Genomic DNA, 21,038 nt, shown 5'->3' on the forward strand with positions numbered 1-21,038 from the left:
GCGGGGCGCGCGGTGATTGATCTGGTGTTGTTGGCGCTGATCGGCGTGTCGGCCCTGTTCGGGCTGATGCGCGGGCTGCTGGCGACCGTGCTGGGCGTAGTGAACTGGCTGTTGGCAGGCGCGGCCGCCTTTTACTACGGCGCGCGCGCTGCCTTGCTGCTGGCCGATCAAGGCCAGCCCAGCGCTGGCGACTATGCCGGCGGCTATCTGCTGGTATTCATCGGTGTGCTGCTGGCAGCGACGCTGGTCGGGCGCCTGCTGCGCGGCGTGGTCGATGCCACGGTACTGCTGAAATGGCCGGATCGGCTGCTCGGTCTGGCCTTGGGCGCGGTGCGCGGGGTGCTGCTGGCGGTGTTGGCGGTACTGCTGCTGGGCTTCACCTCGATGGATGAGGAACCGGGCTGGCGTCAGTCCAGCGTGGTGCCTTGGCTGCAGCCGATGGCTGACTGGGCACGCGAAAAGCTGCCGCAGCCACCTGAATCGCCGGCAATGGCGCTGATGGACTTGGGTAAGTCGGTGTTGGCAGGCGATAATGGCGGACCGAACGAAGCAGATGCGGGCAGTGGCTTGCTACCGGTGCCGTTGGCAGGGACGCGTTTTGATCCCCGCCAGCGCAGCGCAGAGGAAAGCCGAGCTGACCCGGCGGGGGCGTTGCCCTCCAACATCGATCCGGCGCAGGTGCGCCCGGGTCAACTCAAGCCGATACGGGTTGAGCCTCAGGGCCAGGCACGGCCACCTTCACGTTAACGGGCATCGCCCAGCGGAGATCGCGCAACATGTGTGGCATCGTCGGAATCGTCGGCAACCAAAACGTCGCCGGGCAGCTTTATGACGGCCTGACCGTCCTCCAACACCGTGGCCAGGATGCGGCCGGTATCGCTACCGCTGACGGCACTCGCCTACGCGTGGAAAAGGCCAACGGCCTGGTCCGTGATGTATTCGACGAGCGCCGCATGGAATTGCTGCAGGGTCGCATCGGCATCGCCCATGTGCGCTACCCGACCGCAGGCTCGGAAGGCACCGACGAGGCGCAGCCGTTCTACGTCAACTCGCCTTATGGCATCGCGCTGGCGCACAACGGCAACCTGATCAATACCGAGGCGCTGCGTCGCCAGGTATTCGAGGCAGACCGCCGCAACATCAATACCGATTCGGACAGCGAAGTGCTGTTGAACGTATTCGCGTATGAGCTGGACGCACAGCGCATGCTGACCCCGGAAGCGGCGATCCGCGCCGTGGCCGGTGTGCACCGTCGCTGCAAGGGCGGCTATGCGGTGGTCAGTGTGGTGCTGGGCCTGGGCCTGGTTGCCTTCCGCGACCCGCACGGCATCCGTCCGCTGGTGCTGGGCAAGCGCATGCATGCCGAAGGCATCGAGTATGCGGTGGCTTCCGAATCGGTGGCGCTGGACGTGCTCGGCTTCGAGCGCATGCGCGATGTCGCACCGGGCGAAGCGGTGGTCATCACCGAGCGCGGCGAACTGTTCACCGAAGTCTGCGCCACCAGCACCCAGCCGACCCCGTGCATCTTCGAGTACGTGTACTTCGCACGCCCGGATTCGATGATGGACAACGTCTCGGTGCACAAGGCGCGCATGCGCATGGGCCAGAAGCTGGGCGAGAAGATCCTGCGCCTGCGTCCGGACCATGACATCGACACCATCATTCCGATCCCGGACACCTCGCGCGATGCCGCGCTGGAAATGTCCAACGTGCTCGGCGTGAAGTACCGCGAAGGCTTCGTCAAAAACCGCTACGTCGGCCGCACCTTCATCATGCCGGGCCAGGGTGAGCGGGTGAAGTCCGTGCGTCGCAAGCTCAATCCCATCCATCTGGAATTCCGCAACCGCGTGGTGCTGCTGGTCGATGACTCGATCGTGCGTGGCACCACCAGCCAGCAGATCGTGCAGATGGCGCGTGATGCCGGTGCGCGCAAGGTCTATCTGGCCAGCGCCGCGCCGCCGGTGCGTTACCCGAACATCTACGGCATCGACATGCCGGCGGCCGAAGAACTGGTCGCGCACAACCGCAGTGTCGAGGAAATCGAAAAGCACCTGGGCTGCGATTGGCTGGTCTACCAGGATCTGGAAGATCTGGAAGTTGCAGTGCGCGAAGGCAACCCGGAGCTGAAGGAATTCGATTCGTCCTGCTTCAATGGCGAATACGTCACCGGCATTGAGCCGGGTTACTTCGAGCGCATCCAACAGCTGCGTTCGGACGAAGCCAAGACCCAGCGCCGCGCGTGATCTACCCCCGAAGGGGCGCGCTCAAAGCCCCTCTCCCGCATGCGGGAGAGGGGTTGGGGTGAGGGCAGAACGAAGCGGCAATCCGTGAGCACCCATGAACCCGCAACAAGCACAGACCGCAGCTGCAGGCACAATCTTCCTGCCACCGCCCGAAGCAGCAGACTTCTCCCTGCTCGACGCCGCCTGCATCTGTATGGCCGCCGCCGATCCGCTTGAGAAGGTCGCGCTCACCCAGCACTACGCCGCGCGCTACCGCGCTGGTACATTGAAGCTGCCGGCAGAAGCGCCAGAACCTGAATCAATCCGCGCGCCAGGCCGCCCGCCGCAACTGGTGCTGGTGCATCCGCGCGATCTGCCGCGCCGTGGCCTGGGATCAGTGGATGGACGTGCCGCCTTCATCCACGCCATCGCCCATATCGAGCTCAATGCCATCGACCTGGCCTGGGACGCGGTCTATCGCTTCCGTGGCCTGCCGGGCAGCTTCTATGCTGATTGGGTCAGCTGCGCCGATGATGAGTCGCGCCACTTCGTACTGTTGCGTGATCGTCTACTGGCTCATGGCCACGACTATGCAGATTTCCCCGCGCACAACGGCTTGTGGGAAATGTGCGAGAAAACCGCGCACGATGGTCTGGCGCGTATGGCCTTGGTGCCGCGCGTGCTGGAAGCGCGCGGGCTGGATGTGACGCCGGCGATGATCAGCAAGCTGCGCTCGCTGGGTGATGCCACGACCGCCGACGTGCTGGAAGTGATCCTGCGTGAAGAGGTGGCCCACGTAGCTGCTGGCACGCGCTGGTACCACTGGTATTGCGCGCGCGTGGGTGTCGAGCCGCGCAAACGTTTCAAAGAGCTGCTGGGCGAATACGCTGGCGGCTACCTGCGCGGGCCGTTCAATCTGGAAGCGCGGTTGTTGGCAGGTTTCGATGAAGAAGAACTGGTCTATCTGGTTGAGCAGGCCGGTTGAGGCCTGCACGCGGCAACGTGCCTTCAATCATGCCGATGGCGAGCGTTCCCGCCGATCTTGAGTGCCGCAACGGATGAACGATGGCCGCAATTCGGGCCGTGTCTGATTGACTGCCGGCTTGCCTGCGTTCCACCATCAGGTCCGGCACGTGGCGCACTGTTGTGCCCTGCGCCTGCCTCGAGGTGACGCAATGGCAGGCTCATCATCTATCTGGCTGAGCCGCACATCAGCGTTTTTTCGATCGGCAACCACGTAATCAAGGAGAGAACGATGAAGCAGATTTTTACCGTGGCCGCGATGGTGTTGGCGCTCTCGGCATGCAACGGGCCCAAGCCCGCTACTGATGCCGGTGCCGCTGCACCTGCACCGGTTGCACCTGCCGCCGCGGCTGAAGCCGGCGCCAAGGATGAGTTCCCGGTCATCGTGCAGGCCTCGGGCACCGAGCCGTTCTGGGGTGTGCGCGTGGACGGTGCCAAGCTCGACTACAGCACCCCGGAAACCCAGGCCAGCCCGCAGCATTTCGAAGGCAGCCGCACGCTGCAGGACGGCTTGCTGGTAGTGCAGGGCGGCGAGGGCAAGGATGCATTCCGGCTGAGTTTGCAGCGCGCCGAGTGCTCGGACGGCATGTCAGACCTGAAACACCCGTTCACCGCCGAATTCGTGCTGGGCAAGGACACCTTCAAGGGTTGCGCGCGCGACCCGTCGGTACCGGTGGAAGCTCCCTGATCCAAGCTTCTGCTCCGACCTTCAAATTTGTGGGAGCAGCGTGAGCCGCGAAGCCATGAAAGCAAGAACCGCCAGACAGGGTTGCGATTGCAGCCACATCTGGCGGTTTTTTTATGTCAGCTTCGCGGCTCACACCGATCCCGTAAAACATATGGTCGAGCCTTGTAGGAGCGGCGTGAGCCGCGAAGCCACAAATGCAAAAACCGCCAAACAGGTCTGCAACTGCAGCCATATCTGGCGGTTCTTTTTGTACCAGCTTCGCGGCTGACGCCGCTCCCACAACTGCGGTCAGCTCAACGCTTCCAGCCGATAGCCATCCGCATCCACACGCAGCACCGAACCCTGCTCATACCAGTCACCCAACACGATGCGGGTGAAGCTGTGCTCCCCTGCATTCACGGTGTGGATCGCCGGGCGATGGGTGTGGCCGTGGATCATCGTGCTCACGCCGTAACGCTGGAAGGTGGCAACCACCTCGGCAGGCGCTACGTCGGTGACGGTTTCAAACGTCGCCTTGTCGTCCTGCTTCATTTCCGATTGATGTGCCTGGCTGGCGGCGCGGGCCTTCTGTGCGAAGGCGACGCGTGCTTCCAGTGACTGCGACAGGAACTGGGCAATGAAGGCCGGATTGCGGGTCTGTGCGCGGAAGGCCTGATAGGCAACATCATCGGTGCACAGCAGATCACCGTGCTGTAGCAGTACTGGCTTGCCGTAGAGCTGGATCACCGACGGATCCGGCAGGATGCGCATGCCGGCGCGGGCGGCGTAGTCGTTGCCGAGCAGGAAGTCGCGGTTGCCACGGATGAAGTACACCGGCACGCCGGCATCGCTGACTTCGCGCAGTGCAAGGGCGACCGCGTCGGCGGCGCTGGACGGCGTGTCGTCGCCGATCCAGGCTTCGAACAGATCGCCCAGAATGTACAGCGCCTCGGCCTGCCGCGCTTCACCGCGCAGGAAATCGAGGAACAGTTCGGTGATGGCTGGACGGCTGGGGTCCAGATGCAGGTCGGAGATGAACAGCGTTGTCATGCCCGCATTGTAGAGCCTGATCAGCCAGCGAGCAGCGGCAGCAACTGCAGCGAGCCCGCGCCCAGCAGCACACCGATGGCGGTGGCGGCCAACACATCGCTGGGGTAATGCAGGCCCAGCACCACCCGCGACAGCGCTACGCCGATGGTGAAGGGCAGCAACAGCGGGGCCAACCAAGGGTAATAGGCCAGCGCCACCACGGTGAAGGACACCGCGTGCAGGGTGTGGCCGGAGGGAAAGCTGTATTCATCCAGCGGCGCCACCCAGGCACGGATGCGCAGGTCGGCGGCAAACGGCCGTGGACGCCGGGTCCAGCGTTTGAGCAACTTGTACAGGGTCAGCGCCAGCACCCCAGTGGCGGCCATATGCGCGGAGGCCTGCAGGCCATCCAGGCCATCGGCCAGTACCAGCGCGCCCATCAACATGTACCAGAACACGCCATCGCCGAGGCGGCTCAGCACCGAGAACACGCGCCGGATGCCGCGGCGGCGGCCGTAACGGTTTGCGCGACGGCACCAGCGTGCCTCGCGCGCGGCGATTCCTTCAGGCGGCAGCAATGGCATGGCAGCGTCTCCGGGAGGCCAGTTCGCTGAGCAGCGCTTCAAATTCGGCGACCACCTGTTCCGGATGCAGGCGCTGCATCGCGCGGCTGGCGTTTGCACCGAGGGTGGTGCGCATCTCGTCATCGTTGGCCAACTGCACGGCGGCGGCGATGAAGTTCTCATCGTTGTCCACGGCAACGCCGCTGTGTCCACTCTGCAGATGTTCGCGGGCGGCGCCGTAGTTGAAGGCTACCGTCGCAACACCGCTGGCCATGGCTTCCAGGGTGACGTTGCCAAAGGTTTCGCTGCGGCTGGCAAACAGGAACAGATCACCGCTGGCGAAGTGCCTGGCCAGCGCTTCGCCGCGCTGCACGCCGCAGAAGATGAAGTCCGGGTTCTGCTCGGCCAGCTTCTCGCGCATCGGGCCATCTCCGACCCAGACAAAGCGTGCTTTCGGCCGTTGCTGCTGGATGCGGCGGAATGCCTTGATCGCAAGGCCCAGGTTTTTTTCCGCCGCGATGCGACCTACATAGACCACCGCGAAGCCTTCGCCTTCGATGCCCCAGTCAGCACGCAGGGCGGCATCGCGTTTGTTCGGATCGAACTGACTGCCATCTACCGCGCGCGCGAGTAGGCGCGCGCGGGAAAATCCATTGTCCAGCAGAAACTGCTGCAACTCGCGGGTGGGGACCAAGGTGGCTTCTGCTTGATTGTGGAAGCGGCGCATCCAGCGCAGTGCGGTGCCTTGCAACCAGGCAGCGCCATAGTCGGGCAGATACTCATCAAAACGCGTGTGCAGACCCGAGGCAACCGGGATACCCAGCCGCCGCGCGGTACGCATTGCCGACCAGCCCAGCGGGCCTTCCGTGGCCACGTAGATCGCATCCGGGCGTTGTTGCTGCCATTGCCGGGCCAGCCGCAAAGGTGCCGGCAGGCCGAAGCGCAGGCCTGGGTAGCGCGGCAGGCCGGCGCCACGCACCAGTACTTCGTGGGCGGCGCCGGTGCTGTCCTGTTGCTGGCGCGGGCGGACTACATCGACGTCATGGCCGCGGTTGCGCAGGCCATGTTCCAGTCCTTGCACGGTCAAGGCAACGCCATTGATCTCCGGCGGATAGGTCTCGGTGACGATCGCAAAGCGCATGGCTGGCTCCCGGTTTTAGGCGAGGATGCGCGCGGCCAATGAAGCGATTGTTACTTCCAGCTGACGACTTTGTTACCGGGACAACGGAAAAAACCACGGCCCCGAAGGGCCGTGGTTCCTGTTGCTGTTTACCTGCGATGCAGGGATCAGAAACGCTGCTGGTACTTCATGTACACGAGACGACCAATGTCGTAGCCGCCGTAATACGAGAAGGCCGAGTTCGGCTTGCTGTACATCACCGGACCGTACTTTTCGAACACGTTGTTGGCACCGACCGAAACGGTGGCGTCCCACGGCAGCTTGTAGCGCACCTGCACATCGTGGAATGTCACCGCGCCACGCTCGTTGCAGTTCTCTCTCTCTTTTGGGGCTGACAAAGTTCAAAAGGAAAGAGCTGCTGCGATGCGCAGCCTAGGCCTTTCCCAGAAACCACCAGATGTAAACGTGGTCTTAGGAGATTAGCCGGTTGGAAACCTGAGAGAGGCGTTACGTTATTGAGATTTATCTGAAAAATTGCTGGCGATTTGCCGCAGAGACTAGTCTGCGCGGCTGTCTTTGGATGCTGCTGTTTAGGCCACAAATGGCCGGAAGCTGATCCCCAGCCCGGTCATGCCTTCGGCCTCACCCACCAGGTCCGCGCGCAGCAGCGGGCGGGCGTCGATGAAGTCCTTGGCCAGGATCAGCGACAAGGTGTTGCCGTCTACTGACAACTCCAGTGTCGGGATCGGATCGGATTCGTGCGCGCGGTGCAGCAGTACCGCCAGTCGCAGTATTGCCGCCGTGCGTTTGGCCGGCAGCAACAGGCGCTCCGGCAGGGCCTCGAACGCGCTCTTGGGAATGCCGCGACGATGGGTGCGGATAAGCGCGGCCAGCATCTGCTGCTCCTGACGCGAGAAACCAGCGATATCCGAATGCTCGATCACGTAGCTGCCGTGGGTGTGATAACCGCTGTGCGCGATCATCAAACCCAGTTCGTGCAGGCGTGCGGCCCACCCCAGCATGCGCGCATCATCGACATCCAGTTTCCATGCGTCGGAGACCTGCTCGAACAACCGCTGTGCAGTGGCTTCCACGCGCCGCGCCTGGGCTTCGTCGATGGCGTAGCGCTGGGTCAGCGCGGCCACCGATTCGTCGCGCGGATCGTTGTCGTTGGCGCGGCCCATGATGTCGTAGAGGATGCCTTCGCGCATCGCTGCCTTGCTGACCAGCAGCTTCTGCAGGCCCAAGGCCTGGAACGCGGCTTCCAGCACCAGTACGCCACCGGCGATGATCGGGCGGCGCTCGTTGGACAACGTTGGTAGCACAATCTCGTTGATGTTCTTGGCGCGCAGCAGCTCTTCGCGCAGTTGCGGCAATGCCTCGGCGGTGATCGCGCCCTTGCTCAGCTTCATCGCCGCGCAGATCTCGCTGATCGCCTTGTGGGTGCCGGACGAGCCCAGCGCTTCCTGCCAGCCCAATGCCTTGTACTTGTTGGCGAAGGGCTGGAATTCGGCGCCGATCTCGGTCAGCGCATCCTTCCAGCGCTTCTTGCTCAGCTTGCCGCCGGGGAAGAAACGCCGGGTACTGGCAATACAGCCGGCCTGCAGGCTTTCGCGTTCCAGCGTCTGCATGCCGCGGCCGATGATGAATTCGGTGGAGCCGCCGCCGATGTCGATCACCAGCCGGTGCTGGTCGGGTTTGGGCGGCTGCGCATGGGCGACACCGAGATAGATCAGACGCGCTTCTTCGCGGCCGCTGACCACTTCGATGGCATGCCCGAGCGCGGTTTCGGCTGGCATCAGGAACGACAGCGGCGAGCGCAGCTGGCGCACGGTATTGGTGGCCAGTGCACGCACGCGGTACGGCGGAATATTGCGGATGCGCTGGCCGAAGCGGGCCAGGCATTCCAGCGCGCGCTGGCGGGCTTCAGGCGAGAGGCCGCCCTTGCCATCCAGGCCGTCGGCCATGCGTACGGTTTCGCGCAGGCGATCCACCACCCGCAGCTGCCCGAGCAGGTAGCGCGCGATGACCATGTGGAAACTGTTGGAGCCCAGATCGATGGCGGCCAGCAGGTCGCCGTCCTGCAGGGGCGGTGGGGTCAGGGAGGACTGGGGCATGGCGGAATGGTAGCCGAAGCCCGGGGTTCGGCGTCACCTTGCCCCGGTAATCTTCGCTCCTACAGACCCTCCATCAAGGCCTGCTGCGCTGAATGCGGCGGCTGGCCGGGCGCGGGTGTGCTCTTGATGTAGCGGCCGTCTTCCTGCAGATCCCAGGCATTGAGATTGTCATCCAGGTAGTTCTGCAGCACTTCGCGGTAGATGCGCCGGGCCAGGTCGGTGTCCAGGATCGGGAAGCAGGTTTCCACCCGGCGCAGCAGGTTGCGCTCCAGCCAATCGGCGCTGGCGCAGTACAACTCGGGCGCGCCGTTGTTGCCGAACCAGTAGACCCGGCTGTGTTCGAGGAAGCGGCCGACGATCGAACGCACGCGGATGTTGTCCGACACGCCCTCCACGCCCGGGCGCAGGGTGCAGGCACCACGCACGATCAGGTCGATCTGTACGCCGGCCTGCGAGGCGGCGTACAGGGCGCGGATCACCTGCGCCTCGTTGAGCGCGTTCATCTTGGCGATGATGCGCGCCGGCTTGCCGTCCAGGGCAAGCTTGGTCTCGCGCTCGATGCGCTTGATCAGGCCGGCATGCAGGGTGAACGGCGATTGCAGCAGGCACTTGAGCTTCATCTTCGGCGCAAGCCCGGACAGCTGCTGGAACAGCAGGTGCACATCGTTGCCGATGTCGGCATCGGCGGTGATCAGGCTCAGGTCGGTATACGCGCGGGCGGTGCCGCTGTGGTAGTTGCCGGTGCCCAGATGCACGTAGCGGCGCAGCTTGCGGCCCTCGCGGCGCACGATCAGCAGCATCTTGGCGTGGGTCTTGAAACCGACCACGCCGTAGACGACCTGCACGCCGGCATCCTGCAGACGATCGGCCAGGCCAAGGTTGGCTTCCTCGTCGAAGCGCGCACGCAGCTCGACCACGACGGTGACGTCCTTGCCGTTGCGTGCGGCCAGGATCAGCGCTTCGACAATGCCGGAGTCCTTGCCGGTGCGGTACAGGGTCTGCTTGATCGCCAGCACATTGGGATCGACCGCGGCTTCGCGGATCAGCTCCAGCACGGTGCTGAAGGAATCAAACGGATGATGCAGCAGTACGTCACCCTGTGCGGCGGTCTCGAAGATGCCCTCGGGCGACTTGAATACGCGCGGGGTCATCGGTGGGTACTTCAGGTCCGCGCGCTGCAGCAGGTCATACACCTGGATCACACGGTTGAGGTTGACCGGGCCATCGATGCGATACGCCGCGTTTTCGGACAGGCCGAAATTCTGCAGCAAGGTCTGCATGATGGGTTTCGGACAGTCGTGGGCGATCTCCAGCCGCACGGCAGGACGATAGCCGCGGTCGACCAGCTCATCGCGCAGCGCCAGCGCCAGGTTCTCCACTTCTTCCTCGTCTACCACCAACTCGGAGTTGCGGGTGACACGGAACTGGTAGGCGCCCTGCACATCCATGCCCGGGAACAGTTCATCGACGAAGGCCGACAACACCGCCGACAGCAATACGAAGTTCTGCGGGCCGCCCAGCGACTCGGGCAGTTGGATGATGCGTGGCAGCGAACGCGGTGCACGCACCAGCGCCAGATGGCCGGCGCGGCCGAAGGCATCGGTGCCCTTCAGCACGACCACGATATTCAGCGACTTGTTGAGGATCTTCGGGAACGGGTGCGACGGGTCCAGGCCGAGCGGCGACAGCACCGGCATGATCTCGTTGCGGAAGTAGGCGCGCAGCCAGCGGCGCTGGCGCGGGGTCCAGGTCTTGTTGGCAAGGATGCCGACGCCGGCCTCGCCCAAGGCCGGGCGCAGCACCTGGTTCCAGCAGCGGTATTGCTGGTCCACCAGCTCGGCGGCGCGGTCGTGGATGGCGTTGAGGATGGCCTGCGGGCTCATCCCGTCCGGGGCCGGCGGCAGGCCGAATTCCTGTGCGTGGCGTACCGCCGCGGCACGGATTTCGAAGAACTCATCCAGGTTGGTGCAGGAGATGCACAGGAAGCGCAGCCGCTCCAGCAGCGGCACCTGCTCATCCATCGCCTGGGCCAGCACGCGGAAATTGAAATCCAGCTGTGACAGTTCCCGGTTGATGTATAGCGACGGATCACGCAGGGGATCGGTGCTGACGGCGGGAGTGGCGGGGGGCGGGGGGGGAGGAGTCATGCCGGAAAGTCTTCCATGGACAAAGGCGAGGGGGATGCATTGCGCGGGCGTACATGCTCGGCGTCGAAGTGACAGGCAAAGGTGCTGCCCTGGCCAACTTCGCTGCGGATTTCCAGGCGTGCCTGGTGCAGGCCAAGAATGTGTTTGACGATGGACAGGCCCAGCCCGGTGCCGCCGCTTTCGCGCGAACGGCTGCTGGAGACGCGGTAGAAGCGTTCGGTCAATCGCGGCAGGTGATTGGCGGGGATGCCGTAGCCGGTGTCGGTGACAGCCAGCACCGCACCATTGCCTTCGCGGCTGAAGGTCAGGGTGATACGACCGCCGGCCGGGGTGTAGCGCACGGCGTTGGTCAGTAGATTGGAGAAGGCGCTGTGCAGCTCCTTGTTGGAGCCGGCCAGATCCACGCCGGCCTGGTCTTCGACCGTAATGGTGTGGCGGCCCTGGCTGTGTGCCTCGGCTTCGCGGCGTAGCGAGGCCAGCATCGAGGTCATGCCCACCGTTTCCAGCTCGGCCTGCTGTTGCGATTCCAGTCGCGACAGGGTCAGCAGGTCTTCGACCAGCTGCGCCATGCGCTGCGATTGCTTGCGCATCTCCGACAGCATTGGTCCGGTATCGGGGAAGTCTTCCGGGTCCATCATGTCCAGGTAGCCATGCACCACGGTCAGCGGCGTGCGCAGCTCATGCGAGACATTGGCGACGAAGTCGCGGCGTACCTGTTCCAGATGCAGCAGTTTGGTCACATCGCGCGCGACCAGCAGCCAGTGATGATCCGAATACGGGATCAAGCGCATATGCAGGCGGATCGCTGGATCGACTGGTGAGTTGGCATCCAGGATGGGTTCGGCGTTGCGGCCACCGGCCAGCCAATGGGCCAGCGGCAGCGGCTGCAGGCGTGGCACCAGCGCGGCTTCCATGTCGGCCGGATGCTGCAGGCCGAGCAGGGCGGTGGCGGCTTCGTTGAACCACTGCACGCGTTGGGTATTGCGGTCCACGACCACCACCGCATCGGGCAGCGCAGCGGCAGCAGCGCGGTAGCTGCGCAGCATCTCGACCAGGCGTCGCTTGCGCGCGCGCATTTCCTGCTGGTTGCGTGATAGCAGGCGGTCCAGTTCATTCCAGACGCCGACGCCTTGCGGGCTGTCCCAGCGCTGGCGTGCGGTCAGCCGCAGCAGCAGCTGGCGCAGACGCCAGTAGTGCCAGGTCAGCATCGCCAGCGCGGTGATCGCCACGATCAGGGCCGGATGGCCCAGCAATGCACCCAGGCCCCATGCCAGCAACAACAACGTGGCCACGGTGGCCAGCGTCTTCAACCAGGCAGATCGGAATTGGCGGGGCATTGCACTCTCGGTGGTACGCGGTGGATCCGTCGGGCTTACGCCGGGTTATAGCATCCGTTGCGGCCGGCTGGCCGCAGCGGCTCAGGTGGCTGCGGAGAAGCGGTAGCCGGCACCGCGCACGGTCTGCACCATGTTCTCGGCAGCGAACGGTTCCAAGGTCTTGCGCAGGCGGCGGATATGCACGTCGATGGTGCGCTCCTCCACATACACGCTGCCGCCCCATACATGGTCCAACAACTGCGAGCGGGTGTAGACGCGCTCCGGATGGGTCATGAAGAAGTGCAGCAGACGGTATTCGGTGGGTCCGATCGGCACCGGCACATCGCCAGCAAATACGCGGTGGGCGGCACCATCGATGCGGATGTTGCCAACGCCGACGCTGCCGTCTTCGTCATCGTCGCGGGTGCGGCGCATCACGGCGCGGATACGTGCCAGCAATTCGCGCGCCGAGAACGGCTTGACCACGTAGTCGTCGACGCCGGCTTCCAGGCCGCCGACGCGGTCGTTCTCTTCGCCGCGCGCGGTGAGCATGATGATCGGCACATCGCGGGTGAGGACTTCCTTGCGCCAGCGGCGGGCAAGTTCCAGGCCGCTGGTACCCGGCAGCATCCAATCCAGCAGGATCATGTCCGGTACCCGGTCGGCAATGGCGGTCTGCGCTTCGAGTGCGTCGCCGGCATGGACCGGGTCGTACTCACCCTTGCGCAGGGCGAAGGCGACCATGTCACGGATCGCGGGTTCGTCATCGACAATCAGGATACGTTTCTGCACGTGGCGCCTACCGGAATGCCCATCAATAAGGGATGTGCTCAGTAGACTACGGTTTGATGACGGGTTTGTGACATGGATGGAGGGTAAACCCGGCAATTTGTCGCAGGCAGGTTCACTTTCGTGACATTTCCGGGTCGTGCACGCCGAGCCGGCGCATTTCCAGTACGGTCGGCATGATCGACTCGATGCGGGCATCCACCCGTGCGCGGCTCACGTAGTCCAGCCCGGGTTGCTTGAGCAGGGCCTGGAACTGGATCAGCGCCTGCTCCGGCCGGCCATTCAAATACGCGGCTTCGGCATAGGCCTCGCTGGCGCGGCTGCTGTCGCCAGCCAGCTCGCTGGCGCGGGCGAAAGTGGCCTGGAACACCGGGTCGTCGCTGGAGCGGGCCAGCAGCGGCCGTAGCATGGCCTGCGCGCGCTGGCCGGCGGCGACGCCACCTTGTTCATTCAGCACCTGCGCATAGGTCAGGGCCACCGGGCGGCTCTGTGGCAGGCGCTTGAGCAGGGCGTCGAAACGCTTGTTGGCGTCATCGTGGCGACCGCTGCGCGATTCGGCCTCGCCCACGGCCAGGTTGACCCATAGGTTGTCCGGGTATTCCTGCAGCAACTGCTGCAGTTCGGGCAGGGCCTGGGCAACGCCGCTGGCGCCACCGTCACGCAGCCGGGCGATGGCCACGCCGTAGCGTTGCGCATCGGTGAGCCCGTTCTTCTGGCTGCGCTTGAGGCCTTCGTACTCGCGTACCAGTTCCGACGGGGTAGGTGCGCTGAGCACGCGCAGGCGCTCGCGGGCCCAGTCGAACAGGCCGCTGGGGCCGCGTGGCAGGCTGTTGTCGGGCAGCGACAGCTGCAGGCCGGCTGGCAGCAGCGGGTTGCCGCCGCTCAACGGGCTGCTGCTGGTGTCGGGTGCTGATGGATTGACCCGCTCCTGCAGAACCCCGGTCGGCGTCTGTGTGGTCAGCAGGACGGTGTCCTTTTTCATCTGCTCGGCGCGCGCCTTGGCCTCGCTGATGCGGGTGATGTTGACCGGGTGGGTGCGCAGGAAGTCCGGCGTGGAATAGCCGCCTTCGTTGCCGCGCATCGCCGCCGACATGCGTTCGAAGAAGCCGGCCATCGCATCCACGTCATAGCCGCTGCGGGCCAGGGTGCGGATGCCAAGGCGGTCGGCCTCCGATTCGTTGGAGCGGGTGAAGTTGATCTGGCGCTGCTGCATCAGCCCCATGCCCGAGGTGATCGCGGCCATGGTCGCGTCGCCGGAGGAGTTGCCGCCGGCCTGCTGCGCGGCGATCACCGCGGCGAGCATGCCGAGCAGGATCGGGATCTGGTCGCGCTGTGCACGTTCCACCCCGCGCAGCACGTGCTGCTGGGTGACGTGCGAGATCTCATGCGACAGCACTGCGGCCACTTCGTCCTCGCGCTCGGCGGTGAGTACCAGGCCGGCGTTCATGCCGATGTAGCCGCCCAATGTGGCAAACGCATTGATCTGCCGGTCCTTCATCATGAAGAACGTGTACTTCTGCTGCGGCTGGGCGCTGTTGGAGCCGAGCCGGGTGCCCATGGTGGTGAGCCAGTCGTTCACCAGCGGGTCGTCCAGCAGGTAGCCATAGTTGCGCAGTTCGCGCAGCATCATGCCGCCGTACTCCGCCTGCCGTGCCGGGGTCAGCAGCTCGCCGGCCGACGAGCCGATGTCGGGCAGTTTGCTTTCATCGGCATGGGACAGCGGGGTGGCCAGGGCCAGGGTTATGGCGGTGGCAAGCAGCAGGTTGCGCAAGCGGTGACTCCGGGTAGTGGCAGGGCGGAGGATGACGGGGAAGCGGGGCGCGGGTGTGAAGCACAGGTTAACCCGCTGTGTTCTGCCGGTGGCATCGAAAATCCGCGCGACCGGTACCATATATAGACAATGTTTCCACCCAGGAGTTTCGTTGTGACAACCTCATCCAGCGCCGGTGCACCGGAGATCACCATTTACTCCACCGCCGTCTGCCCCTACTGCGTAGCGGCCAAGAATTTCCTGAAGAGCAAGAACCAATCCTGGACCGAGGTCCGGATCGACCTGGACCCGGCCGCGCGCGAGAAGATGATGACGCTGACCAAGCGCACCAGCGTGCCGCAGATTTTCGTCGGTGAGGTCCATGTGGGCGGCTACGACGACATGATCGCGCTGCACCGCGAAGGCAAGCTGGAGCCGCTGTTGGCCGGGCAGGGCGCATGAGCGCCGACAGCGAAAAGGACCGCCTGGCCGAATTCACCGAATTCCGCCAGCGCATGAACCAGCGCATCCTGGCTGAACCCAACCAGGTGGTGCGGCGCTTTTTCGCGCTCGACACCCAGACCTACCAGGCCGGCGCGCTGGACGTGAAGACCAAGGAGCTGCTGGGCCTGGTGGCCTCGATGGTGCTGCGCTGCGATGACTGCATCAGCTACCACGTGGCCCAGTGCAAGGACGCCGGGGTCAGTCGCGAGGAGTTCTTCGAAACCTTCTCGGTGGGCCTGGTGGTGGGCGGTTCCATCGTCATCCCGCACCTGCGGCGGGCGGTGGATTTCCTCGACCAGCTGGAGAGCGGGGCGGCCGCCGTACCGGCCGGGCACGAGCACAGCTGAACCCCAGACCTTCGTCCAGTTGGGGCTGGCGCGGCTGATCAGGCATAATTGACAGTTGAAACCTTTTCAATCGCGCCGGGTTCCGGGCAGCCGGATGGCGCATTCCTCCTCCCTGTTCGGAATACCTAGAAATGACGCAGACAATCACCGTCATCCGCGGCGATGGCATCGGCCCGGAAATCATGGACGCCACCCTGTTCGTGCTGGACAAGCTGGGCGCTGGCCTGAGCTATGAGTTCGCCGACGCCGGCCTGGCCGCGCTGGAAAAGCACGGTGAGCTGATCCCGGCTTCCACCCTGGAATCGATCAAGAAGAACAAGGTCGCCCTGAAGAGCCCACTGACCACGCCGGTCGGTGGCGGTTTCAGCTCGATCAACGTTGCCCTGCGTCGCCAGTTCGACCTGTATGCCAACGTGCGCCCGGCCATCTCGTTCCCGAACACCAAGTCGCGCTACGAGAACATCAACATGATCACGGTGCGCGAGAACACCGAAGGTGCCTACCTGGCCGAAGGCCAGGAAGTGTCAGCCGACGGCGAGACCGCGTTCTCCGGCACCCGCATCACCCGCAAGGGCTCCGAGCGCATCGTGCGTTACGCCTTCGAGCTGGCCAAGAGCACCGGCCGCAAGAAGGTCACCGCCGTGCACAAGGCCAACATCATCAAGTCGACCTCGGGCCTGTTCCTGGACGTGGCGCGCGAAGTCGCCGCCAAGTACCCGGAAATCGAGTTCCAGGAAATGATCGTCGACAACGCCTGCATGCAGCTGGTGATGCGTCCGGAACAGTTCGACATCATCGTCACCACCAACCTGTTCGGCGACATCATCTCCGACCTGTGTGCTGGTCTGGTCGGCGGCCTGGGCCTGGCCCCGGGTGCCAACATCGGCGTTGACGCGGCCATCTTCGAAGCCGTGCACGGCACCGCGCCGGACATCGCTGGTCAGGGCAAGGCCAACCCGGTCGCGCTGCTGCTGGGCGCTGCACAGATGCTGGACCACGTCGGCCAGCCGGAAAACGCCGAGCGCCTGCGCAAGGCCATCGTTGCCACGATGGAAGCCAAGGATTCGCTGACCGGCGACCTGGGTGGCACCGGCACCACCATGGGCTTCGCCCAGGCCATCGCCAGCCGCATCTGATTGCAGCTGCGGTAGTTGCTGGTACAGAAAACGGAGCGCGAAAGCGCTCCGTTTTTGTTTGCGTAGTGCCGAGCCATGCTCGGCAGAGGCTTTCCCAAGACCAAATCCGGATGTAGTGCCGAGCCATGCTCGGCAGAGGCCTTCTCAGGACCAGATCCGCATGTAGTGCCGAGCCATGCTCGGCAGGGGCTTTCCCAAGACCAAATCCGGATGTAGTGCCGAGCCATGCTCGGCAGAGGCCTTATCGGTAATGCCATTGCCGAGCATGGCTCGGCACTACAAAACAAAGGGCGCCAAAGGCGCCCTTCGCAAACAACCTGCAACAGCCTCAGTTACGCGATTGCAGCTTCGACAGCAATCGCAGGAACTCGATGTACAGCCACACCAGGGTCACCATCAGCCCGAACGCGCCGTACCACTCCATGTACTTCGGTGCGCCGGCTTCAACGCCGCTTTCGATGAAGTCGAAATCCAGCACCAGGTTCAATGCCGCGATCACCACCACGAACAGGCTGAAGCCGATGCCGATCAGGCCCGAGCCGTGGATGTAGGGGATGTTGATGTTGAACAAGCCCAGCACGATCGTTGCCAGGTACACCAGGGCGATGCCGCCGGTGGCTGCCACCACACCGAGCTTGAAGTTCTCGGTGGCCTTGATCAGCCCGCTGCGGTAGGCGAACAGCAGGGCGAACAACGTGCCGAAGGTCAGTAGTACCGCCTGGAACACGATGCCGTTGAAGCGCACTTCATAGACAGCCGAGATCGAGCCCAGAAACAGGCCTTCGGCCAGTGCATACAGTGGCGCGCTGACCGGTGCCCAGGTCTTCTTGAAGATGGTCACCATCGACAGGATGAAGCCGACGATCAGGCCGCCCCACATGTAGAATTTTGCTGCCGGTAGCAACTCGCCGTTGTCACTGATGGTGCCGTTCCATGCGAACGCGGCAGTCAATGCGGCCAAGAGCAGTAGGAAGCCGGTTTTGTTGACGGTGCCATTGATGGTCATCGCATCGGCACCGCGTGACACCACGCTGCCGCTGCCAAGGTCAAGGAAAGTGGTGTCGGAAAGGGCTGGGTTGCCGCTGCGCATGCAATGCTCCGTTGCTATGAAGTGGGCGGGATTTGGACGCCAGCATACCCAATTCAAATTAATTGAAATTTACCGTTGACAGATACCGCGTAAATTCCCACAATAGCCGACCTTTCCGGGGTATCGGGAAGAGATTCACCGCCGGGGTATAGCGCAGTCTGGTAGCGCGCCTGCTTTGGGAGCAGGATGTCGGGGGTTCGAATCCCTCTACCCCGACCATCCAACTCACCAAGTGCGTGTTGGAGTGCGACAATCCGGTCAGAGCGCCCGTAGCTCAACTGGATAGAGCACCGGCCTTCTAAGCCGGCGGTTACAGGTTCGATTCCTGTCGGGCGCACCAATTGGTGCAAGCGGTAGGTGAGTAAGGTTTCAGTGGTGGCTGTAGCTCAGTCGGTTAGAGTACCGGATTGTGATTCCGGTGGTCGGGGGTTCGAATCCCCTCAGCCACCCCACTGTTTCAACGGCATCGGAGTGAAATCCGGGCTTGCAATAAAGATCAGGTTGCGGCATTATTCGCCTCCTGATTTTCAGGGCTGTTAGCTCAGTTGGTAGAGCAGTTGACTCTTAATCAATAGGTCCAAGGTTCGAATCCTTGACAGCCCACCAAATTAAGAAAGCCGTTGGAGCAATCCAGCGGCTTTCTCTTTTTATGTAAGCCCAGTGTTTTGGGCGGGTGCATGAAACACGCTTGTAGTGTAGAATTCACCTCGAAGTTTCAGGGCTGTTAGCTCAGTTGGTAGAGCAGTTGACTCTTAATCAATAGGTCCAAGGTTCGAATCCTTGACAGCCCACCAAATCAAAAAGCCGCTGGAGAAATCTGGCGGCTTTTTTCTTAGCCAGGGCGGCATGCCGCCCGGTCATTGTTGAGGCGCTCGTTGTTGGAGCGGTGCGCAGGCGGAGCTGGCTTCCGCTTTGCTGACGCTCCTGCAACAATGCTGCGCTGAGTCAGTATTGCGAAAGTGGCGGAATTGGTAGACGCCCTGGATTTAGGTTCCAGTGCCGCAAGGCGTGGGGGTTCGAGTCCCCCCTTTCGCACCAGTCAGTGGTGTTCTCTGCCCGCTGCGGGCCTTTTCAGACAACCTGTATGGGTCTGCCCGCTGGCGGCCACGGGCGATATCGGCCAAACTAAAGGGCTGCGGTGCATAACCGCGCCCTACAACCGTTTCATCCATCACATCGAACCGGCGCGGTTGCCGCCGGTGGCAGGAGTCAACATGCAAGCTTCGATCGAATCCACCGGCAATCTGGAACGCCGCCTGAGCTTCTCGCTGCCGGAAGAGCGTCTGCAGGGGCATATCAGCGGCCGTCTGGGCGAAATCGCGCGCACCGCGCGCATCAAGGGTTTCCGTCCGGGCAAGGTGCCGGCCAAGGTGATCGAACAGCGTTTTGGCCCGCAGGTGCGTGCCGAGGCGCTGGATGGCCTGCTGCGCGAGACCTTTGATGCGGCCCTGCGCCAGCATGAGCTGCGCATTGCCGGTAACCCGCGCATCGACAAGGCCGGCGAAGGCGAGTTCGACTTCGTTGCCACCGTTGAGCTGATCCCGGATTTCGGCGACGTCGACGTCACCAAGCTGACCGTCGTGCGTCACAGCGCCGAAATCAGCGACGCCGACATCGACCAGATGATCGAAAACCTGCGCGCCCAGCGCCGCACCTGGAAGCCGGTTGCACGTGGCGCCCAGGAAGGCGACCTGGTCGGCCTGGAAACCTGGTCGCAGGCTGGCGACGAGCGTCTGCCGGCTGAGGGTGTCGAGAAGGGCACCATCATCATCGGCCAGGGCATGATGTTCGAGCAGATCGAAAAGGGCCTGATCGGCCTGGCCAAGGGTGAAGAAAAGACCCTGGACGTCGAGTTCCCGGCTGACTGGCGGGTGCCGGCGCTGGCTGGCAAGACCGTGCAGGTCACCGTCAAGGTCATCGAGGTGTCCGAGCAGGACATGCCGGAAGTCGACACTGCCTTCATCAAGAGCTTCGGCGTGAAGAATGGCGACGTGGAGCAGTTCCGCGCCGACATCCGCTCCAACCTGGAGCGCGAGCTCAAGGGCGCGCTGATGAACCGTCTGCGTCGCGAAGTGGGTGAGCAGTTGATTGCCGCCTATTCCTCGGTCGAGCTGCCGCCGCGTCTGGTCGAGGGCGAAGCCCGCTCGATGCTGGCCCAGCAGATCGACGCCATCCGTCGCCAGGGCGGCAACCCGGGTGAAGTGCCGGCCGATGCCCATGAAGGCTTCAAGGACGCCGCTGCCAAGCGCGTGCTGGTCGGCCTGCTGGTCGGTGAAGTGGCCCGCAAGAACGAGCTGCGCCTAGACCCGAAGCGCCTGAACGAAACCATGCGCCTGATCGCTTCGACCTACGAAGAGCCGGAGCAGGTCATTGAGATGTACCGCAATGATCCCCAGCTTATGGCTGGCCTGCAGAACCGTGTGATGGAAGAGCAGGTCATCGACTGGATCGCCGAGCGTGCCCAGCACACCGAGCAGACCTTGACGTTCCAGGAAGCCATCCGCCAGTAAACTGGCGGTGTTTCATCCCCGCGCCACGGCGCGGGGAGTTCCCTCCCAAAATAGGTGCCTCACGTAATGGACAACCGAACCAAAGCTCTGAACATGGTTCCGATGGTGGTCGAACAGACCAGCCGCGGCGAGCGCGCCTACGATATCTATTCGCGCCTGCTCAAAGAGCGCCTGATTTTCCTGGTCGGTCCAATCGACGACCATATGGCGAACGTTGTGGTCGCGCAGCTGCTGTTCCTTGAATCGGAAAACCCGGAGAAGGAAATCAGCATCTACATCAACTCGCCGGGCGGCGTGGTCACTGCTGGCATGGCGATCTACGACACCATGCAGTACATCAAGCCGGACGTGAGCACCACCTGCATCGGCCAGGCCGCCTCGATGGGCGCGCTGCTGCTGGCTGCTGGTGCACCGGGCAAGCGCTTCGCGCTGCCGAATTCGCGCGTGATGATCCATCAGCCGCTGGGTGGCTACCAGGGCCAGGCAACGGATATTGACATCCATGCCCGTGAAATCCTGACCCTGCGTTCGCGCCTGAACGAGGTGCTGGCCAAGCACACCGGCCAGGACCTGGAGACCATCGCCCGCGATACCGAGCGTGACAACTTCAAGAGCGCGGCCGAAGCTGCGGCTTACGGCCTGGTGGACCAGGTGCTGGAGCGCCGTCCGGAAGAGAGCATCCAGGCGTCCTGATGGGTTGAACGGCCA

General features: G+C 63.6%; 19 protein-coding genes, 6 tRNA genes and 1 pseudogene. 16 read left to right on the forward strand and 10 right to left on the reverse strand.

Going from position 1 to position 21,038, the window contains the following annotated elements:
• The first annotated feature begins 12 nt into the window (after positions 1–12).
• The 5 genes from ACVOMB_RS12480 to ACVOMB_RS12500 all read left to right on the forward strand — a co-directional run bounded on the left by ACVOMB_RS12480 (position 13) and on the right by ACVOMB_RS12500 (position 4,201).
• Positions 13–747: a CvpA family protein gene (locus ACVOMB_RS12480; protein WP_481531474.1), complete on the forward strand. Its 735-nt coding sequence runs from the start codon at positions 13–15 to the stop codon at positions 745–747.
• Positions 748–776: 29 nt separating this feature from the next.
• Positions 777–2,243 carry an amidophosphoribosyltransferase gene (purF, locus tag ACVOMB_RS12485; protein WP_481531475.1) on the forward strand — a complete coding sequence of 489 codons (1,467 nt, stop codon included), beginning with the start codon at positions 777–779 and terminating at the stop codon, positions 2,241–2,243.
• A 193-nt stretch (positions 2,244–2,436) separates the two neighbouring features.
• The gene (locus ACVOMB_RS12490; protein ID WP_481531495.1) at positions 2,437–3,207 is read left to right on the forward strand and encodes a ferritin-like domain-containing protein; all 771 of its coding nucleotides are present in this window, start codon (positions 2,437–2,439) and stop codon (positions 3,205–3,207) included.
• Between the two features lie 270 nt (positions 3,208–3,477).
• A complete protein-coding gene (locus ACVOMB_RS12495; protein WP_481531476.1) occupies positions 3,478–3,933 on the forward strand; it encodes a COG3650 family protein in 456 nt (151 codons plus the stop codon).
• 40 nt (positions 3,934–3,973) lie between these two features.
• Positions 3,974–4,201 (forward strand): hypothetical protein, encoded by a 228-nt coding sequence (locus tag ACVOMB_RS12500; RefSeq protein ID WP_481531477.1) that lies wholly within the window; start codon positions 3,974–3,976, stop codon positions 4,199–4,201.
• Positions 4,202–4,221: 20 nt separating this feature from the next.
• Here ACVOMB_RS12500 and lpxH read toward each other — a convergent pair whose 3' ends face one another.
• The 9 genes and pseudogenes from lpxH to ACVOMB_RS12545 all read right to left on the reverse strand — a co-directional run bounded on the left by lpxH (position 4,222) and on the right by ACVOMB_RS12545 (position 14,764).
• Entirely contained in the window at positions 4,222–4,962 is a 741-nt protein-coding gene (gene lpxH, locus ACVOMB_RS12505; RefSeq protein ID WP_481531478.1) for a UDP-2,3-diacylglucosamine diphosphatase, read from the reverse strand.
• Between the two features lie 20 nt (positions 4,963–4,982).
• The gene (locus tag ACVOMB_RS12510) at positions 4,983–5,525 is read right to left on the reverse strand and encodes a phosphatase PAP2 family protein (protein WP_481531479.1); all 543 of its coding nucleotides are present in this window, start codon (positions 5,523–5,525) and stop codon (positions 4,983–4,985) included.
• On the reverse strand, positions 5,506–6,645 hold the full coding sequence (locus ACVOMB_RS12515) for a glycosyltransferase family 4 protein (RefSeq protein ID WP_481531480.1): 1,140 nt from the start codon (positions 6,643–6,645) through the stop codon (positions 5,506–5,508). Before ACVOMB_RS12515 ends, ACVOMB_RS12510 begins: the two co-directional genes overlap by 20 nt.
• 146 nt (positions 6,646–6,791) lie before the next feature.
• Positions 6,792–6,992: pseudogene (locus tag ACVOMB_RS12520) on the reverse strand (hypothetical protein); the annotation flags it as partial.
• A gap of 222 nt (positions 6,993–7,214) precedes the next feature.
• Positions 7,215–8,741 (reverse strand): exopolyphosphatase, encoded by a 1,527-nt coding sequence (ppx, locus tag ACVOMB_RS12525; protein ID WP_481531481.1) that lies wholly within the window; start codon positions 8,739–8,741, stop codon positions 7,215–7,217.
• A gap of 59 nt (positions 8,742–8,800) precedes the next feature.
• Positions 8,801–10,888, reverse strand: coding sequence for a polyphosphate kinase 1 (gene ppk1 / locus ACVOMB_RS12530; RefSeq protein ID WP_481531482.1), 2,088 nt, complete (start codon positions 10,886–10,888; stop codon positions 8,801–8,803).
• On the reverse strand, positions 10,885–12,225 hold the full coding sequence (gene phoR, locus ACVOMB_RS12535) for a phosphate regulon sensor histidine kinase PhoR (protein WP_481531483.1): 1,341 nt from the start codon (positions 12,223–12,225) through the stop codon (positions 10,885–10,887). Before phoR ends, ppk1 begins: the two co-directional genes overlap by 4 nt.
• 81 nt (positions 12,226–12,306) lie before the next feature.
• On the reverse strand, positions 12,307–12,996 hold the full coding sequence (gene phoB, locus ACVOMB_RS12540) for a phosphate regulon transcriptional regulator PhoB (RefSeq protein ID WP_481531484.1): 690 nt from the start codon (positions 12,994–12,996) through the stop codon (positions 12,307–12,309).
• Between the two features lie 112 nt (positions 12,997–13,108).
• Positions 13,109–14,764 carry a M48 family metalloprotease gene (locus tag ACVOMB_RS12545; RefSeq protein ID WP_481531485.1) on the reverse strand — a complete coding sequence of 552 codons (1,656 nt, stop codon included), beginning with the start codon at positions 14,762–14,764 and terminating at the stop codon, positions 13,109–13,111.
• A gap of 129 nt (positions 14,765–14,893) precedes the next feature.
• Here ACVOMB_RS12545 and grxC point away from each other — a divergent pair, with 129 nt between their 5' ends.
• From grxC to ACVOMB_RS12560, 3 genes are all read left to right on the forward strand, one after another.
• A complete protein-coding gene (gene grxC / locus ACVOMB_RS12550) occupies positions 14,894–15,205 on the forward strand; it encodes a glutaredoxin 3 (protein ID WP_481531486.1) in 312 nt (103 codons plus the stop codon).
• A complete protein-coding gene (locus ACVOMB_RS12555) occupies positions 15,202–15,594 on the forward strand; it encodes a carboxymuconolactone decarboxylase family protein (protein WP_481531487.1) in 393 nt (130 codons plus the stop codon). Before grxC ends, ACVOMB_RS12555 begins: the two co-directional genes overlap by 4 nt.
• Positions 15,595–15,725: 131 nt before the next feature.
• The gene (locus ACVOMB_RS12560; RefSeq protein ID WP_481531488.1) at positions 15,726–16,730 is read left to right on the forward strand and encodes an isocitrate dehydrogenase; all 1,005 of its coding nucleotides are present in this window, start codon (positions 15,726–15,728) and stop codon (positions 16,728–16,730) included.
• 328 nt (positions 16,731–17,058) lie between these two features.
• Here the strand turns inward: ACVOMB_RS12560 and ACVOMB_RS12565 are convergent, their stop codons facing one another.
• Positions 17,059–17,820 (reverse strand): Bax inhibitor-1/YccA family protein, encoded by a 762-nt coding sequence (locus ACVOMB_RS12565; protein WP_481531489.1) that lies wholly within the window; start codon positions 17,818–17,820, stop codon positions 17,059–17,061.
• Between the two features lie 142 nt (positions 17,821–17,962).
• Between ACVOMB_RS12565 and ACVOMB_RS12570 the strand changes: the two genes are divergently transcribed.
• The 8 genes from ACVOMB_RS12570 to clpP all read left to right on the forward strand — a co-directional run bounded on the left by ACVOMB_RS12570 (position 17,963) and on the right by clpP (position 21,023).
• Positions 17,963–18,039 (forward strand) — tRNA-Pro (locus ACVOMB_RS12570).
• A gap of 44 nt (positions 18,040–18,083) precedes the next feature.
• Positions 18,084–18,160, forward strand: a tRNA-Arg gene (locus ACVOMB_RS12575).
• Between the two features lie 35 nt (positions 18,161–18,195).
• Positions 18,196–18,272, forward strand: a tRNA-His gene (locus tag ACVOMB_RS12580).
• 78 nt (positions 18,273–18,350) lie between these two features.
• Positions 18,351–18,426: transfer RNA gene (locus ACVOMB_RS12585), tRNA-Lys, on the forward strand.
• Positions 18,427–18,538: 112 nt separating this feature from the next.
• Positions 18,539–18,614 (forward strand) — tRNA-Lys (locus ACVOMB_RS12590).
• Between the two features lie 159 nt (positions 18,615–18,773).
• A tRNA-Leu gene (locus ACVOMB_RS12595) sits at positions 18,774–18,858 on the forward strand.
• Positions 18,859–19,034: 176 nt separating this feature from the next.
• The gene (tig, locus tag ACVOMB_RS12600; RefSeq protein ID WP_481531490.1) at positions 19,035–20,330 is read left to right on the forward strand and encodes a trigger factor; all 1,296 of its coding nucleotides are present in this window, start codon (positions 19,035–19,037) and stop codon (positions 20,328–20,330) included.
• Between the two features lie 66 nt (positions 20,331–20,396).
• Entirely contained in the window at positions 20,397–21,023 is a 627-nt protein-coding gene (gene clpP / locus ACVOMB_RS12605) for an ATP-dependent Clp endopeptidase proteolytic subunit ClpP (RefSeq protein WP_057629317.1), read from the forward strand.
• The last annotated feature ends 15 nt before the right edge of the window (positions 21,024–21,038 follow it).

It is taken from the genome of Stenotrophomonas sp. STEN018, from assembly GCF_056760235.1.